Annotated in this window: 16 protein-coding genes and 2 pseudogenes; 6 read left to right on the plus strand and 12 right to left on the minus strand. The window is 67.5% G+C overall.

Translation table 11 applies throughout. The features are described 5' to 3' along the window. Both ACTWQR_RS53670 and ACTWQR_RS53675 read left to right on the plus strand, forming a co-directional pair. Positions 1–128: pseudogene (locus ACTWQR_RS53670) on the plus strand (transposase); the annotation flags it as partial. Between the two features lie 209 nt (positions 129–337). After that, positions 338–952, plus strand: coding sequence for a class I SAM-dependent methyltransferase (locus ACTWQR_RS53675; RefSeq protein ID WP_443234675.1), 615 nt, complete (start codon positions 338–340; stop codon positions 950–952). Here the strand turns inward: ACTWQR_RS53675 and ACTWQR_RS53680 are convergent. From ACTWQR_RS53680 to ACTWQR_RS53690, 3 genes and pseudogenes are all read right to left on the minus strand, one after another. Next, the gene (locus ACTWQR_RS53680; protein ID WP_443234664.1) at positions 934–2,457 is read right to left on the minus strand and encodes an ISKra4 family transposase; all 1,524 of its coding nucleotides are present in this window, start codon (positions 2,455–2,457) and stop codon (positions 934–936) included. The genes ACTWQR_RS53675 and ACTWQR_RS53680 overlap by 19 nt on opposite strands. Positions 2,458–2,502: 45 nt before the next feature. Beyond that, the gene (locus tag ACTWQR_RS53685) at positions 2,503–3,057 is read right to left on the minus strand and encodes a hypothetical protein (RefSeq protein ID WP_443234665.1); all 555 of its coding nucleotides are present in this window, start codon (positions 3,055–3,057) and stop codon (positions 2,503–2,505) included. 337 nt (positions 3,058–3,394) lie between these two features. Continuing rightward, a pseudogene (locus ACTWQR_RS53690) lies at positions 3,395–4,484 on the minus strand (DNA polymerase III subunit alpha); the annotation flags it as partial. A 225-nt stretch (positions 4,485–4,709) separates the two neighbouring features. Between ACTWQR_RS53690 and ACTWQR_RS53695 the strand changes: the two are divergent. Continuing rightward, positions 4,710–5,788 (plus strand): IS630 family transposase gene (locus tag ACTWQR_RS53695; RefSeq protein WP_443234666.1). Its coding sequence is split into 2 segments (ribosomal slippage): positions 4,710–5,190 and positions 5,190–5,788, totalling 1,080 coding nucleotides; the frame shifts between segments, so codons are not numbered across the junction. A gap of 73 nt (positions 5,789–5,861) precedes the next feature. Here ACTWQR_RS53695 and ACTWQR_RS53700 read toward each other — a convergent pair. Further along, complete coding sequence (locus ACTWQR_RS53700) at positions 5,862–6,551, minus strand: nitroreductase (protein WP_328356137.1); 690 nt, start codon at positions 6,549–6,551, stop codon at positions 5,862–5,864. A 94-nt stretch (positions 6,552–6,645) separates the two neighbouring features. On the opposite strand from ACTWQR_RS53700, the gene ACTWQR_RS53705 reads away from it, so the two are divergent. Both ACTWQR_RS53705 and ACTWQR_RS53710 read left to right on the plus strand, forming a co-directional pair. Then, positions 6,646–7,245: a TetR/AcrR family transcriptional regulator gene (locus tag ACTWQR_RS53705; protein ID WP_165340692.1), complete on the plus strand. Its 600-nt coding sequence runs from the start codon at positions 6,646–6,648 to the stop codon at positions 7,243–7,245. Between the two features lie 407 nt (positions 7,246–7,652). Further along, positions 7,653–7,895 (plus strand): GNAT family N-acetyltransferase, encoded by a 243-nt coding sequence (locus ACTWQR_RS53710; RefSeq protein ID WP_443234667.1) that lies wholly within the window; start codon positions 7,653–7,655, stop codon positions 7,893–7,895. Here ACTWQR_RS53710 and ACTWQR_RS53715 read toward each other — a convergent pair. From ACTWQR_RS53715 to ACTWQR_RS53730, 4 genes are all read right to left on the minus strand, one after another. Next, positions 7,892–8,464, minus strand: coding sequence for a DUF6262 family protein (locus ACTWQR_RS53715; RefSeq protein WP_443234668.1), 573 nt, complete (start codon positions 8,462–8,464; stop codon positions 7,892–7,894). The genes ACTWQR_RS53710 and ACTWQR_RS53715 overlap by 4 nt on opposite strands. Continuing rightward, entirely contained in the window at positions 8,454–8,735 is a 282-nt protein-coding gene (locus ACTWQR_RS53720; protein ID WP_443234669.1) for a hypothetical protein, read from the minus strand. The genes ACTWQR_RS53715 and ACTWQR_RS53720 overlap by 11 nt, the downstream gene beginning before the upstream one ends. 739 nt (positions 8,736–9,474) lie before the next feature. Beyond that, positions 9,475–10,617 (minus strand): tyrosine-type recombinase/integrase, encoded by a 1,143-nt coding sequence (locus ACTWQR_RS53725; protein WP_443234670.1) that lies wholly within the window; start codon positions 10,615–10,617, stop codon positions 9,475–9,477. Between the two features lie 366 nt (positions 10,618–10,983). Further along, positions 10,984–12,009 (minus strand): hypothetical protein, encoded by a 1,026-nt coding sequence (locus ACTWQR_RS53730; RefSeq protein ID WP_060892845.1) that lies wholly within the window; start codon positions 12,007–12,009, stop codon positions 10,984–10,986. Between ACTWQR_RS53730 and ACTWQR_RS53735 the strand changes: the two genes are divergently transcribed. Beyond that, the gene (locus tag ACTWQR_RS53735) at positions 11,914–12,678 is read left to right on the plus strand and encodes an RNA-guided endonuclease InsQ/TnpB family protein (protein ID WP_443234671.1); all 765 of its coding nucleotides are present in this window, start codon (positions 11,914–11,916) and stop codon (positions 12,676–12,678) included. The genes ACTWQR_RS53730 and ACTWQR_RS53735 overlap by 96 nt on opposite strands. Positions 12,679–12,718: 40 nt before the next feature. Here ACTWQR_RS53735 and ACTWQR_RS53740 read toward each other — a convergent pair whose 3' ends face one another. The 4 genes from ACTWQR_RS53740 to ACTWQR_RS53755 are packed head-to-tail and all read right to left on the minus strand — an operon-like array spanning position 12,719 to position 14,749. Continuing rightward, positions 12,719–12,826 (minus strand): hypothetical protein, encoded by a 108-nt coding sequence (locus ACTWQR_RS53740; protein ID WP_443234676.1) that lies wholly within the window; start codon positions 12,824–12,826, stop codon positions 12,719–12,721. After that, positions 12,798–13,835 (minus strand): ATP-grasp domain-containing protein, encoded by a 1,038-nt coding sequence (locus ACTWQR_RS53745; RefSeq protein WP_443234672.1) that lies wholly within the window; start codon positions 13,833–13,835, stop codon positions 12,798–12,800. The genes ACTWQR_RS53740 and ACTWQR_RS53745 overlap by 29 nt, the downstream gene beginning before the upstream one ends. 7 nt (positions 13,836–13,842) lie before the next feature. Next, a complete protein-coding gene (locus tag ACTWQR_RS53750) occupies positions 13,843–14,634 on the minus strand; it encodes an IS3 family transposase (protein WP_443234673.1) in 792 nt (263 codons plus the stop codon). Further along, positions 14,624–14,749 (minus strand): hypothetical protein, encoded by a 126-nt coding sequence (locus tag ACTWQR_RS53755; RefSeq protein WP_443234674.1) that lies wholly within the window; start codon positions 14,747–14,749, stop codon positions 14,624–14,626. Before ACTWQR_RS53755 ends, ACTWQR_RS53750 begins: the two co-directional genes overlap by 11 nt. Between the last annotated feature and the right edge of the window lie 333 nt (positions 14,750–15,082).

Genomic DNA, 15,082 nt, shown 5'->3' on the forward strand with positions numbered 1-15,082 from the left:
CCGACGGCAAGCGTAAGTCGGTCGAGCCGATGGCCGCCCGGCTGGGTGAAGACGGGAACCGGCAGGCACTGGCCAACTTCATCACCACCAGCCCCTGGGACCCGGCACACATCCGGGCCCAGCTTGCACGTTGCGGAGGTGACCGAAGACGCTCGCTTCACCGGAGGACGTCTCGTGCAGACCTCTTGCCAAGAGTTGCTCGAATGGCTGGCCGAGTACGGCTTCTGCCCTGAGTGAGCCAACTGTTCTTCTCGAAGGATCTGGTTGCCGTCTCAAGTGGCCTGGTCTGATTCGTCGTTTGATCGTCATCCTGATCACTGCACTACTGTCTCGAGCCATGAACGCGGACGGCTGGTTGGCAGACACCCGGATCTCCTACGACTCGGTCGCGGTCAACTATGCCGACCAAATACGCGAGGCTCTGGCCGGGAAACCGTATCTCCGGGCGGCTCTGGCGTTGTTCGCCGACTTGGTGCACACCGCTGGCGGTGGGCCGGTGGCGGACGTGGGCTGCGGACCTGGACACGTCACCGCTCACCTCCACGAGCTGGGTGTGGATGCTTTCGGCATCGACCTTTCCCCCGCGATGATCGACGTCGCCCGGCGTGACCACCCGCGCCTGCGGTTCGAGGCGGGCTCGATGACGGACCTCGAGCTCACCGATGCTTCGGTCGCCGGCCTGCTCGCTTTTGGGTCGTTGATTCACATCCCCGACGATGCCGTCCCCACGGTCTTCGGCCACTTCCGGCGCGTGTTGCGTCCCGGCGGACCGCTGCTGCTCGGCTTTCACGTCGGCAACGAGTCGAGGCTGAAGACGCAGGGCTACGGCGGCCACCCGATGAACGTCTACGTCCACCGCCGCCAGCCTGACCAAGTGGCGGCCTGGCTACGCGATACCGGATGGGTGTGGCTCTCCTTGAGGGAGGTTTCTGATCAAGCCGTCAGGTCGTAGTTGTGCTGGTCGGGAGTGGGGTAGAGGCGTTCATGTTCGCGGGCGAGGTGGTGTCGCCAGTAGGCGGCAAAGTCACCGTTGTCGATGAGGGCTCGGAGCGTGAGAACGGCTTCGGCCCCGTCGAGTCCCCAGCGGCTGCCGGTGATGTCGAGGCGGTCGCCGATCAGGTGGCGGCAGGCGCCTTCGATCGGGCCGGTGGCGATCGGCCAGCCGGCTGAAAGGGCGGTGTCGTAGCGAAGTTGGTCGAGGTGTCCGGTGAGGTAGCGGACGCAGGCGTCGGCGCTTTCGCGCCTCGTCCCGTGCAGGTGGGCCCGGTCGGCCTCGGCCGTGATCTCAGTGGCGGCCCGGTCTGCCTGCCCGTGGAGGATCGTGGTGAGGTGAGCGGCGACCCAGACTTCGGCGTCGGGAGTGCCGGGCTTGTGGAAGCAGTGAGCCGCTGCCCAGACGTACTCGGCCACGTGCACGAAGTCGAGCAGGACGTGCACCTTGATGTGGCGTCGGTCGGCTTCGGCCCGGATCAACTCCAGCTGGTGGCGGGCGCCGTCGACCAGGACGACCCAGTCGCGCAGATGGTCCCGGTCGCGGGCTTCGGCCTGGTCAAATGCGGCGGCGATCACGTGCTCGGGCGGGTGGACCAGGGAGGCGGTGAGCCACTTGCGCTGTGCTCTTGGCCCCGGGCGAGGCGTCCGTGTAGTGCTGCGGCCCTCGCGTGGGGCGATCACGTCGTGGGGTCGGCGCGGGGCGGGGTCGGTATCGAAGACGCAGGCCAGGGTGGCCATTCGCTTGCGGTGCGGTTTCTCGCCCGGAGCCAGCCGGGTGCGCAGAGCCCGCCGGCCGTTCAGGTGTGCTTTCAGTGTCGCGGGCCGCAGAGCTTCGGGCCGCATGACGAAGCCCTTGCCGTCGACCTGCATCACGAGCGCGGTCGCGGCGGTCGACGGGAGCGGAATCGTGCACCGGTAGAAGTCATCGACGTCCACCGCCGCAGCCACGACCAGCAGTTCGGCCTGCCGTTTGCCCAGAACTCTCCCGCAGCTGCGGTCAATTGCCTCTTTGGCCTGGTCGTAGGAGCCGCGAACGGCTTCGAGGACGGCGAGCCGACGCAGGCCGTGGGAGTGCAGGCGGGCGGGCAGTGAGAGTTCCGCGTCGGCCGGGTGCACGCTGGTCTGGCCCTTGCCCCGCCATGCGGTCCGTGTGATGGTGACCGTGCCGAACACGCAGGCCAGCAGGCGGGAATGTCCCATCTCATGGTGCGGGCGGACGTGTCCGTCCGCACCACGGACCACCGTTGCGTCTGTCTGCCGTATCTGTTCCCGCTCCCGCTTCTCCCGCAGATCGAGGTGTCCCTGGAACAGCAGCCGCAGCTGTTCACGGCCTTGAAGCCCGACAAGGTCCTCGAGTTCGTGATGGGACAGCGCGGCCGACTCCGGCCCGGCCAACGCGCCTTTCAGGCAGTCGAAGGCCCTTGTCGCGGCAGTGAATGGATCGAAGGCGTCGTAGGGTTCCACCGGCTCTTCTTTCAGCGACTTCGGTTTGGTGTGGTACCTCCGAAGTTAGAGAGAAGAGCCTTTATCGTTCCGCGAGTTCGCCGATTCCCCGCCCGATCCCGGATGAGCGGGGGCGAACCGTCCGGGCTGGTCCTCGATCAGCCAGCCCCGTTCGACCAGCCGTTTCAGCTTCCCCCGCGTCCCTTCGATCTTCGCGGTCACCGCGGGCAGCCCGATCCGGGGCACGATCTGCTTGGCCTGCATCGGCCCCGACGCGTCCGTGATCACCTCCACGATGTCGCGGTACACATCCGGCAGAACGTCCGTCGTGAGACCTTCCCGCCAGTGCGGCACCATGATCGTCCCCACCACCCGCACTTCGGGCTCCACCGGCACCTGCGCCGCCACCGGCTCCCGCAACGGCGCAGTCTCGGCCACGTCCTGCCCGGACAGCTCGGTGAGCACCTGGGCCACCGTTTCTCGCGTCACCCGCAGCCGCGACCACACCTCACGCTCACCCGCCAGCCGTGAGGTCAACTCGGCTATCTCCGCCTCGAGTTCCTCCACCCGGACACGGGCAGCCGCCTCCCGCGTCTCCAACTCCTCGATCAACGACACCATCGACGCCCCCTACTTCACCCGCCACAGTAGAAGGACGCCTACCCCGCCCACACCGTCAACCAGCGTTCTCCCAGCTCAAGGGCTTCCCTGGAGGAGAGCTACACCCATACCGGATTCACCATCGAGGCCCAAATGCTGCTCGACCCCGACGAGAGCGTTCCAGGGGCGGTCCTCTTCGCACGCCGCCGGTCCTAGCCCGCAACGCCGGGACAGAAGCCGACTGAGTTCCTCCCGCGCTAGAGCGACATGGTCGGCTGAATCGCCGGAACACAGTCCGCAGCGTGATCTCGCCAAAACGAGACACGACCAGTGCGGGACACAGCAAGCGCGGAAACAAGCGCGGCCACATGCCGGGGTCGTGTTCGAGCAGCCCGGCGTACAGTGCGGCCGGGAAGTGGGCCTTGAGCCAGGCCGACTGCAGCGCCGGCACGGCGAAGGCGACTGCGTGTGCCCGGCAGAAGCCGTAGGCGCCGAAGGCCTCGATGGTCTCCCACACCTTCGTGAGCATGGCGGGCTCGTAGCCGCGGGCGGTCGCCTTCGCGTGGAACCAGGCCCGGAGTCTGGGCAGGCGCTCGGCGTCGCCGAGGGCGCGGCGGGCGATCTCGGCGAGTGCCCGGTCGCAGCCGGTCAGCACGCTGATCATCTCGATGATCTGCTCATGCCAGATCACCCCACCATACGTGTCGCGCAGGATCGGCTCCAGATCCGGATGCGGGTAGACGGGCTCAGCGCCGTGCCGGGCCGCGATGTACTGCACGGGCATTCGGCCGGCGACTGGCCCGGGCCGGAAGAGCGAGATGTCGGCGATGACGTCCTGGACGTCGCGGGGCTGCAGCCGAGACAAAAGATCTTGCTGCCCGGACGACTCCAATTGGAATAGACCAATTGTGCGGGAGTCCTGGATGATTTTGAAGGCGAAGTAGTCGTCCAGCGGCACCTGGGCCGGGTCGTCCAGGTCGATGTGCCGGCCGGTGGCGCGCTCGATCTCGTTCACGGCGTGGGCCATCGCGGCTGCATGCGCACGCCCAGCACATCCAATTTGATCAAGCCCAGATCTTCGACCCCTTCCTTGGCCATCTGCACCATCGGGTAGTTGCCGCCCGGGGTGGGCTGCACCGGCAGCCGGTCCAGCAGGCTGGTGTTGGTGAGGATGACGCCGCACGGATGCATGGCCATCCCGCGCACCAGCCCGTGTTCTTCAGCTCGGGCAGTTCGGCGAGCGCGGCGGTGATGTCGCACGCGCGGATGTGCGGGAAGGACTTGGCGATCCGGTCCACCTGGTCGGGGGCGATCCCCAAGGCAAGTCCCGAGTCGCGGAGGGCATGCCGGGCCCGGTAGGTCTCCGGCATGCCGGTCACTGCCACCCGCTCCGGTCCGAAGCGTTCGAAGATCCGGTCGTAGACCTCCAGGCGGCGTGCATTATCTATGGTTCGGGTTGTGTTTGACCAGGTAGAAGCACTTCTGCGGAGTGAGGGACGTTAGGCACTGCCCGGCGTCGGGGACACGTTCTGACGTTATAGTTGCCGGATGCCAGAGTTGATCGCGCCCACTATCCACCTGCATGCCGCCTGGCTTACTGACTTCGGCGTTATAGCGTCTGGGGCTTTGTCGGGTCTGGTGACAGGGTTCGTCGTGGCTGGTAGCCCGGAAGTATGCGGTATCCAGACGGGGGCGAGCTGACCGCCGATCAGCGCAAGCGCCGCGAAGAGGTACGCCTGCGGGCCGCTGACCTCTTCGGGGAGGACGTGAAAGTACTGTGCATCGCCCGGGAGTTACGGGTGAGCGAGAAGTCGGTCTACCAGTGGCGCCGTGCCTGGGAGGCCGGCGGGCGGGAAGCGCTGTGCTCCAAGGGGCCCCCGGGCTACGACTGCCGGCTCGGCCCCCGCCTGCAGGCTGAACTCGCCGCCTGGCTGGAAGAAGGGCCGGCCTCGCACGGCTGGACGGACGACCAGGTGTGGACCGCCGCTCGGGTACGCACGCTGATCGGGCGGAAGTTCCACATCTCCTACAGCGTCTCCGGTGTCACCCGGCTGCTGCACCGGATGGGCTTCAGCGTGCAGATGCCCGCCCGGCCCGCCGCCGAACGTGACGAGGACGCCATCACCGCATGGCGGGAGGTGACCTGGCAGGAGGTAAAACCCTCCGGGCGGCGACCGGCGCGTTCGTCTGCTTCGAGGACGAAGCGGGCGTGACCGGCCGTCCGCCCAAGGGCCGCACCTGGGGCCGGCGCGGCATCACCCCGACGGTGCGCGTTTCCGGCCGTGGCCGTGGACGGCTGTCGGTGGCCGGGCTGCTGTGCTACCGGCCCGGCCTGCCCGCCCGCCTGTGCTACCGGCTGCGCCGGCATACCGGCCGCAAGGGCGAGCGCCGCTCGCTCGGCGAGAGGGACTACATCCGCCTGCTGGATGGCGCCCACCACCTGCTGAAGGCCCCGCTGATCGTGGTGTGGGACCGGCTGAGCACCCACATCTCCAAGGCGATGCAGACGCTCGTGGCCGAGCGGGACTGGCTGACGGTGGTCCTGCTGCCCGGGTATGCGCCCGACCTCAATCCAGTCGAGGGCATGTGGGCGCATATCAAAAGGAGCCTGGCCAACCTGGCCGCCCGCACCCTCGGCGAGCTGGAGACTCTGCTCCGCAGACGGCTCAAGACGCTGCAGTACCGGCACCGCGTCCTCGGCGGATTCCTCGCCGGGACGGGCCTCACTCTCGACAGACCGGACCGACCCTGAAAACGCCGAAGTCAGTAACCCACGGACAGCCGAAGCGTCGAGCTCCGGGCTACGCCCAGGTCACTCCTCACTGTCAGCCGTGGAATGTTGTGGTCTCCCTCAGCGTGGCACGCTCAGTGATGATGTGGTTTACCGGTGCGGCGTCGTCGGCGTATCCGAACGAGATCCCGACGAGCAGTTTTCCTGTGGTGACGCCGAGTTCGGCGCGTACCTCGTCGGCGTAGAAGCTCAGCAGTCCCTGCGGGCAGCTGGCCACGCCATACGCGGTCATCGCCAGAAGCAGCGTCTGCATGTAGGCGCCGACGTCGGCAGCCAGCCGCGCGTTGTCCTGTTCGGCGACGAAGAGGAACGCGACATGCGGTGCACCGTAGAACCCCAGGCTCTCGGCGTCATATGCCGCGCGCGCCGCATGGTCGTCAAAGCCGATGCCCAGTGTCCCGTAGAGCCGGCCGCCGAAGGCGACCCGCCGCTCCTGCTGCACCGGCGAGTAAAGGTCATCGCTGTACGGGAAGTCGACCGACACGCGCCGTGCGGCGTGGGCCTCCTGAAGGGACGCCGCCAGACGGTCGCGCGACGCGCCACTGACGACCTCCACCCGCCACGGCTGCGCGTTGGAGTTGGACGGCGCCGCTCCAGCCAGCGAGAACATCGTGTGCATCGTTTCTTTGGGCACGGGCTCGGGCCGGAAAGCCCGCGTCGCACGTCGGGCACGGATCAGCTTCTCCGCGTAGCTGCTCAGCTCGGTGTGGTCGGACCAACTCATGGGACTCCTCATCAATGTAAACGTGTCCGTTTACTTGAGGTGAGATAGTAGCCCCGCGCCCCGAGCAAAGTAAACGCGACCGTATGCTTCCTTCATGGGCACGATGGGTGACACGACGCGGCGAGGAGGGCGAGGCGCAAGGGAACGCATCCTGGCAGCCGCCGCCCGACTGTTCGCGGATCAAGGGATCGCTGGGACCGGCATGGAGCAGGTCGCAGAGGCGGCACCGGTGTCCAAGCGGACCCTCTACGCCCACTTCCGCTCCAGGGACGAACTGGCGATTGCCTACCTGCAGGCGCTGGCCTCGTCGGGGAACACCATGGAGGGTGTGCTGATCCGTGAGGACCTCAGCCCTCGCGAGCGGATTCTTCGCTTGTTCGATCAACCCACCCCGGACACGCCTTCGGTGCGAGGGTGCCCCTTCATCGACGCAGCGGCAGAGTTCCCCGATCCGAAGAATCCGATCCACGCCTACGCCCGCGAACAGAAGCTCCGGATGGTGCAGTTGGTCACCGATCTGGTGACGGAACTGGGCTGCAGTGAACCCGCCGCACTCGCCGAGCAACTGGTGACCCTCGCGGACGGAGCAGCCAGCCGTGCCATGGTGCTGAACCAGGCGGACTACGGCCAGCACGCGCGCGCGGCCGCGAAGACCCTGTTGGAACAGGCACTCACGCCTCCCTCAAGACGCTGACTTGCCAACGAAGACGAACGCCGCCTGCGGCCAAAGCCAGGCCAGGTGCGTAGGGCTCCGTGGCGGCCGCTTCCTGCTCCGACTACGTCATTCGGGATCAACCACCGCGTCCGCCTCGGCCGCGACGACTACGTCCGCGTCGGTACTGTCGACTACTCAGACCCTAAAACGCCGAAATCAGTAAGGCCCGCGCTGAGTGGGGTCCTGGTCAACACGAGGACGGCTTCGGGCTGGGTCCGTCCGATGAGGTGGACTCGGCCGCGGGGTTTGCGGCCTGGGTGCGCCGGCTGACCGACCAGTCGGACGCGGCGAAAGCGACCGACGCAATGCGGTGTATCTATCGGTGGATCGTGGAGGGCGATCGGGTGCTCGGCGGTATCGCACTGTGATACGGCAGCAGCGACTACGTGTTGTGGGCTGGAAACATCGGCTATGGGATCAGGCCGTCCGCGCGGCGGCGCGGTTTGGCCAGTTGGGCGGTGGGCCAGCTGCTCGATGAGGCGCGGGCGCTCGGCCTGGATCGGGTGCTGGCCGTCTGCGCGGTCGACAATGCCGCTTCGGTGAAGACCCTTGAGCGGTGCGGCGGCGTCTTCGAGGGCATCCGGGACACCGAGTTCGGTCCCGCGCGGCGTTACTGGATCAAGATCTAGCGGTTCTCGTTGCGGATCAACCGGCGAAGGCTTGTCCGGGCTGCCGCAAGGTCGTCCTCGAGCTGGGCGACCTTCCGGTCAAGCTCTCTGTTCGTGGCGGCGGCTTCGCGTTCTGCTGCTGCCAACCGCACGTTCTCTTGAGAGAGTTCATCGATCCGAGTCGCGAGGTCCTGGCTGCCGAGCTGGTCGAGCTGACGGCCCAGGTGGTGCTGGAGCCCTTCGCGGAGTTCGGCCACTTGCGCCCGCAGCCTCTTGATCTCTTCTCGGGCGAGAACGAGGTCGGTCTGTTCGCCGGCCTTGCTGGCCCGGGTCCCGGACTGTTCTGCGCGGACGGACTGGGCAGCCTGTCGAGTTCGGGCCTGGTCAATGTGTTCACGGACGCCTGAGGAATAGACGAGCCAGCTGGAAACCTCAGCCCGCCGGGCAACCAACGCGAAGGTGATCCGCTCACCGTCTTTGAGCATGTCCTGAACGGTCTTGAGTACGCGTCCGCGTTTGGCCGCGCTGTCTCGCTGTCTCGCTGCTTTGAGGACCTCTGCGGGGGTCCGGGAGGGGGCCTCAGCTGCCATCAGGAGGCCCTTGAGGGGGGATGACGGTCAGCGGCAGGAGCTTGTGGTCGCGCGTCGCCCGGACCTTCCGCAGCACCGCACTGGCCTCTTCGATCTCCTGTCGTTCCTCGTCGGGCATGTCGCTCAGCTGCTGCTGCATCCGGTGGGACACGTCGGTGAACGCGGTGATCTGGTCGCTGAGGTTGCGGATGACGAAGCCATCGGCGTCCATCGCCGAAGCGGTTTCGCGGTCCGCCCGCAGGGAGTTGACGTGCTCCTCAATCGCGGGCAAGAACGATGGATCGGGACGATAGAAGCCGCAGCCAGCGCACTGCCATAGAGCAACTCCCAGCGCAGGGGGTCCTCGAGGAAGGACAGGGTGAACTGGTTGGCCAGGAGGTAGGGAGCATTCTGCCGGGCCCAGGTCTCCCGGTCGGCCGTCGTCTTTCCCTCTCGCTTCTGGCTCAACCAGACCGCGTCGTGGGAGCGGCAGAGCCCTTGGACCAGCTGCTGGTTGTCGCAGGACCGGACGATGCAGCGGATTCGAGGGGTCAGCGGCAGCTCACCGCTCGAGACGGCCCACTCGGCTGATGACGTGGTGCGATCACTGCGATACCAGCGGAAGTAGTGGGTGCGGCAAAGATCACGGGAGTAGGCGGGGCGGCCGCAGCGGGTGCCCTCCCGCTCGAGGACGCAGTTCTCCGCGTCTTTGCCGGGGACGGAGCGCTGCCGCCGAGGCCTTTGGTAGGTGGCGCCGAATACCTCCCGGCTCAGCCCGCTGCGGGGGAAGGCCGCGATGCAGTGGCGGCAGAGCTGATCATTGGACCGAAGTAGTGACCAGCACGACTCGGTGATGCATTTGATGACGCCGGTGCGGGGGTTGTTCGGATCGCCGTCGAAGAACCAGGCTTCCTGCGACCACTCGGTCGGCCGCCAGGTCGGATCGACTGCGTCCTGCAGCCACCTTGTCCAGGCTGTCAGGCCCAGCGGCGCGACATTCTGCTCAAGCGGCGTGACAACTGCGGCCTCGATCATCCTCGTGCCCTCGCGGCCGCGACCAGTCGCATGGCCTCGCGTTTGTCGTCCTCGGTCGGATGCAGATACGGCTCGAGGGAGGTCGGCGAGACGTGCCCCATCATTTCCGAGACGACGTCACGCTCGACACCCGCACGAATCCAGGCCGTGCAGGCCCCGTGCCGCAGCATGTGCGGTCTGGCTGTGAGCGTCGTCTTCGTGGCCAGTCGGTCGAAGAGCTCTTTGGCGGTGCCGTAGCGCATGGGCTTGCCCAGCGGGGCGTGGAAGAGATTGACGAACACCATGTCGCACTCGGCGGCCTCAGTCACGGTCTCGCGCTCAAACTGGTAGTCGGCGTAGAGAGTGACGAGTTCGGGCTCGACGGGGATTGACCTGGGGAAACGGGACTTGGCCAAGGCGCCGTTGGAGTTCTCTGCTCGGCGCCGGACGTGGATGTGGGGGCCAGCAATCTGGCAGCCCAGCATCTGTGAGTCCGCCAGCAGGTGCATGTCCTGCCGCCGGAGCCCCAGGGCCTCCCCGATCCGGACGCCCGTCTGGGCAAGCAACGCGACGAGGAATCTGTCCCGGGCATGCGTTGCGGCCGCGAGCAGACGCTCGATGTCCTGTGGCTGGAGCCATTCGTAGGTGTCCTCGCCCACTCCGAACTTGAGCAACCTGGCCCGTACTTCCCGGAACTGTCCGTCCTCACCCGCCTCCTTCCCCGGCGGCATCCAGTGCAGGTACTTCGGCTCCGACAACCGTGCCACGGCCACCGGATCCACCCACTCCTGCTTGGTGGCGAAGCGCAGGAACTCGACGACCGCCGTCATCACGGCATTTGCGGTCTTCTTGGACCGGAACCGTGGCTCAGAAGCCAGCTTTCCCCGCGGCGGTAGCGGCTCGTTCACGAGCCAGCGCAGGAACCGGGCCAGGTCGAGTACCGCAGCCCGACGCCAATCGACCCCGCGCTCTTCGCACCAAGCGAGGTACAGAGCAACGCGACCGGCGTACGCACGTTGGGTGTTGATCGAACGGCCCATGTTCCGCAGTCCTGCCAGGAAGGTGCTGCCCTCGTCATGAAGCCGGCACCGGCTGTCGATCACAACCCAGGACACCTCGCCGTCAGTTGGAGAGATAGCTCGCTCAGCACGAATCCTCATAGCTGCTTATGGGACCGCAGCCACGTGCCTCACTACCGGCGGATACCTCACAGTCACACGAAGGGATGAAGCCTGTGCCTTACGTAACAAGCACGCCGATTCTGACCAGAGATAACGGGCGGATTCCACGTCGATGTCGATGTCGATGTCGGGCAGCGAGGCCCGTCGGACACTGAGGAAGCGCTCTTTACCGACCGGCGAGCTCACCGGGACGCGCTCAACCTGGGGCGATGCGTCGCGGTCGTGTCAGGGATGGCCTGCTTCCTTCTCGGATGTCGGGCCGCAGGTAGGCACCCTGAGCCTCGCGGCCACCCGGCGTCACGGCATGCCCGCACCGTGACGCCCCGGCTGCACACTGCGGACGGGCTACGTCATCAACTCGATGTGCGGGTGCTCGGGCTCCGCCGGGCAGACGAACAGGTGCTGCCGGTAGCCGCTGCCTATCTGGACACCGGTCGCGTTGTAGCCGCGGTGGCCGGGGTACGGTCCAGCACCTGGGTGGGGGTGCGGAGACCAGCTGTTCCCGGCGTCGTCCCCTTCCTCGAACGTGGCGACGGTCATCAGGACTTCCATGCCGGTGCCGCACTCGGAGCAGGGCTGCGAGCTGGGGTCGGTGGAGTTCCAAGCGGGCCAGCCGCCGACCTTCCAGCCGGGTGCGTTGGACAACACACAGTCGTAGTACGTGTCCGGGTCCATGTCTTCCTCTGCTGCCTGCGGCACACTCCACTGCTTGAGCTGCTCCCGCAGTTCTTCGCTCAGCTCCAGATGGTCGGGATACTCGGTGATCTGCTCCGGTTCGAGCACGCACGGTTCCGGTAGATAGCCGTCGAACTGCACTGCGGGCGGCTCGGGGGGCGTGTCGAGAATGTCGGTGACGGCGGCTGCCGAACGCCAGAAGAGCAGGGTCCTGGGCATGATCGGATGATCGAAGGGGCACCACAGAACCTGCAGCAGGTCCTTGCCCTCCGGCGGGCTCAGATCGGGCACATCCCTTACGTACAGCTGCGCGACGGGCAGCATCGCTATGGGGCCGTCGTACGCCTGGACCGCCAGCCTCACCGGATACGTCCGAGGGGGTCGGATCCGCTCGAGAGTCTCCCGTTCCTCCGGAGTCAGGTCCCGGCCGTGCGAGGCGGCGAAGATCCGTCGTTCCAGCCGCAGATCCGCCGGGGACTGAGCTGGGTTGATGCCATCCACCACATGCGGTTCCTCGCAGTGCGGCCACGGCTCCTCAGCGGGCCACAGCAGCGGCCCGCCGATCGAGCTGTCGTGCCACGTCGGCGCCCCAGGGCGGGGGTGCAGGCGGGTCGCCGTGCGGGCCAGCGGAGCCAGTTGGGGAAAGACCGCGGCAACGTCGATCGGCCGTGGCGGAGTGACAGGAGTGACATTCATGGCCGCAATCTTGCCAATCGCCTCTGGCAACGGCCCTCGTGGCCGCCCCACGAAGAGTTCCGGCACGGGCGTCACCCGGGAGAGCGCTACGTGAAGCGGCGGGAGCGGCTGCAGCGCAAGCTGGCCCGCGCCCAGCGCGGCTCGAACCGCCGTCACCGGGTCAAGGCCAGCCTCGCCCGTCTGAAGGCACGCGAGACGGACCGGCGCAAAGACTGGGTGGAGAAGACCAGCACCCGCCTGGCCCGCAGATTCGATGTGATCGGCGTGGAAGACCTGAACATCCGCGGCATGACTGCATCCGCCAAAGGCACCGTGGCACAGCCGGGCCGGAACGTCAGGGCGAAGGCAGGGCTGAACCGGGGCATCCTCAACTCCGGCTGGGGCGCTCTGGCGCAACGGCTGGAGCACAAGGCACCGGGCCGCGTGGTGAAAGTCAATCCGGCGTACACATCGCAGCGTTGTTCGGCCTGCGGAACCGTGGACCGGGAGGCGCGCGAGAGCCCAGCGCGCTACCGGTGCCGCGCCTGCGGGCACACGGGCAACGCGGACGTGAACGCCGCCATCAACATTGCTACGGCTGCCGGGCGGGCGGTCGCTGCGCGGGAAGGGCCACGGGTTGCCGGGCCGGTGCACCGCGAACCTCAACACGGTCTCCTCCTTCCGGTGTGAGACAAGTTGGAATCCCTGCCCCTTCAAGGCCGGGTGGACGTCAAGTCTGGTTCCCCGGGGCGACGGTGATGGTGATCTGGCGCAGGAGTCGGTCAGCGTGGTCGTCGACGGCGCGGGGATCATGTCCGGTGACGATGAGATGGCCCAGGCGGCCGCGGTTGGAGGTCGCCGGGCCGACTAGCGTCCCCGCGGTGGCGCGGGACACGGACGGCGGGGATGGTCGTGGTAACGGTCGGCAGGCCGGTGACCTTGATGAGGCGGCCTGCCTGTGGGCTGGTCAGGAATCGGATGGTGGCGTAACCGCAGGCCACTGGGCGGATCGCGGTCGGACGGCCGAGGGCGATGTCCCACAGGGTGCGCCAGGGGTCGATGCCGAGCGCGTGCTGGAGCAGGACGCCGATGTGTCCGGCGCCGAGGCGGGCGCCGATCTCCAGGACGGTGCACTGGCCGTCGGGGCTGAGGACGAGTTCGGTGTGGGTCGCGCCGTTGCGGATGCCAACCGCGGCGATCGCACGGTCGGCCTGTTCGAGCAGGCCGCGCTCGGTGGCCGCGGGCAGGCGGGCGGGCAGCGCGTGGCCCAGTTCGACGCGGTGGATCCCGCTGGTCGTGTGCTTGCGGGTGATGCACAGATGGGTGGTGACACTCTGCTGGGTGACCGACTCGACGCTGAACTCGCGTCCGGGGACGTGGTCTTGGACCAGGACTCCCCCAGCGGACGACAGCCCGTACATCCCCCTCGCCTCGCGGGCGGCGAGCCAGGCCGGCTCCAGTTCTTCGAGTCCGGTGACCACGGTGACCCCGGCCGATCCGGCGCCGTCGGCCGGCTTGACGACGCACGGAAGGTTGAGGGCACCGGCCGCGTGCAGCGACCAGAGCTCACACGGGTCCGTGACGCTCGTGGTCCGGGGCGTGGTGACGTGGGCGGCCTCGAGCGCGGTCGCCATGAGGTCCTTGTTGCGCGCCGCGGCGGCGCGTTCGGGATCGTTGCCGGGCAGACCGAGGGCCGCGCACGCCCTGGCGGCCAGGTCGGTGAGGTATTCGTTGACGGTGAGCAGGGCCTTCGCGCCGATCCGGGCACAGCACGGATACCGGGAGGCTGTGATCAGGCACGACGGTAACGAGGGGGCTCCTTGGACCTTCCCCGTGATGCTGGACACTCGTTGCTTACGCTGCGAGGGCGTGTTCTTGCTCGTGTCGCTGGCGAATCTCCAGCGGGGTGAGGTAGCCCCAGGCCGGATGCTTCCGTAGTCGTCTGCGGTTGTAGAAGGTCTCGATGAAGGCGAAAATCTCTGCGCGGGCAGTGGTCCGGTCGGGCCAGCGGCGGGTGCCGATCTCCTCTTTGAGCAGTGCGAAGAAGCTCTCGGCGGCGGCATTGTCATAGCACGAGCCGGTTCGGCCCATGTTCTGCCGCAGCCCCAACCTGCCTATTTCCCGGGGGAGTTCGTCAGAGGTGTACTCGGCTCCGCGGTCCGAGTGCACGATGCAGCCGCTCTGGAGCCGGCCACGTCCGGCGGCCATCGTCAGTGCGTCGACCACCAGGGAGGCGCGGTGGCGGTCGGCCATCGAGTAGCCGACGATCTCGTGGGTCGCCAGGTCCAGCCAGGTCGCCAGATAGAGCCAGCCCTCGTCGGTGGGGATGCAGGTGATGTCCCCGACCAGTTTTGTGCCCGGAGCGTCGGCCGTGAAGTCGCGACCGATCAGGTCTGCGGCGGGCACCGCTCTCTTCGCCGGACGGGTCAGCGACCGGCGCTTGCGCCAGGTCCCCCCGGCGATGTCACGCTCACGCATGATCCGCTCCACTCGCTTGCGGTTGACCCGCCGCTCCAGCCTGCGCAACTCGGCATGGATGCGCGGCACCCCGTAGGTGCACCGGGAGGCGATGTGCAACACGGTGATCTCGTGGGCCAGGGCGTCGTCGGCGGCCCGGCGGGCGGCGCGGGCCGGCTCACCGGCCATCCAGGCGTAGAAGCTTCCGGTGCGCCGGGCGCGGGCCGGGGGCCAGCCCGAAGTCGCCGGATTGCAGCGTGTCGCGCCGCCGGCGCAGGAAGTCCGCCAGCTCCTTCTTGTGCATGATCTCCATGGTGACCGTCTGCGGCTGGGTCAGCCAGGGATCGGCGATTCCTGGCTGAGCCGTTGCGCTGACGAGACCAGGCGAGGCCGTCGGGAGGATCGCCGGTCCATGGACAAGCGGTCCTCTCCCGCCCCGGCCGGGACGCCCGCATAGTCGGGGTTGCCGGGGCGCGCCCCGGCAACCCCGCAGCGAAGGAGAGCTCACCTCTTGACTTCCTCCCCCTCGTGAACGAGAGGGGGTTCCTACGGCTCGCGCCGTGGGGTTTTCTGCTTCGTCGCCGACTGCCCGCCCGGAGAACTCCGTTGAGGTCTTGCACCAGCTCCACAGACAGAC

The sequence above is a fragment of the Streptomyces sp. 2A115 genome, from assembly GCF_052245575.1.
Classification (GTDB): Bacteria; Actinomycetota; Actinomycetes; order Streptomycetales; family Streptomycetaceae; genus Streptomyces.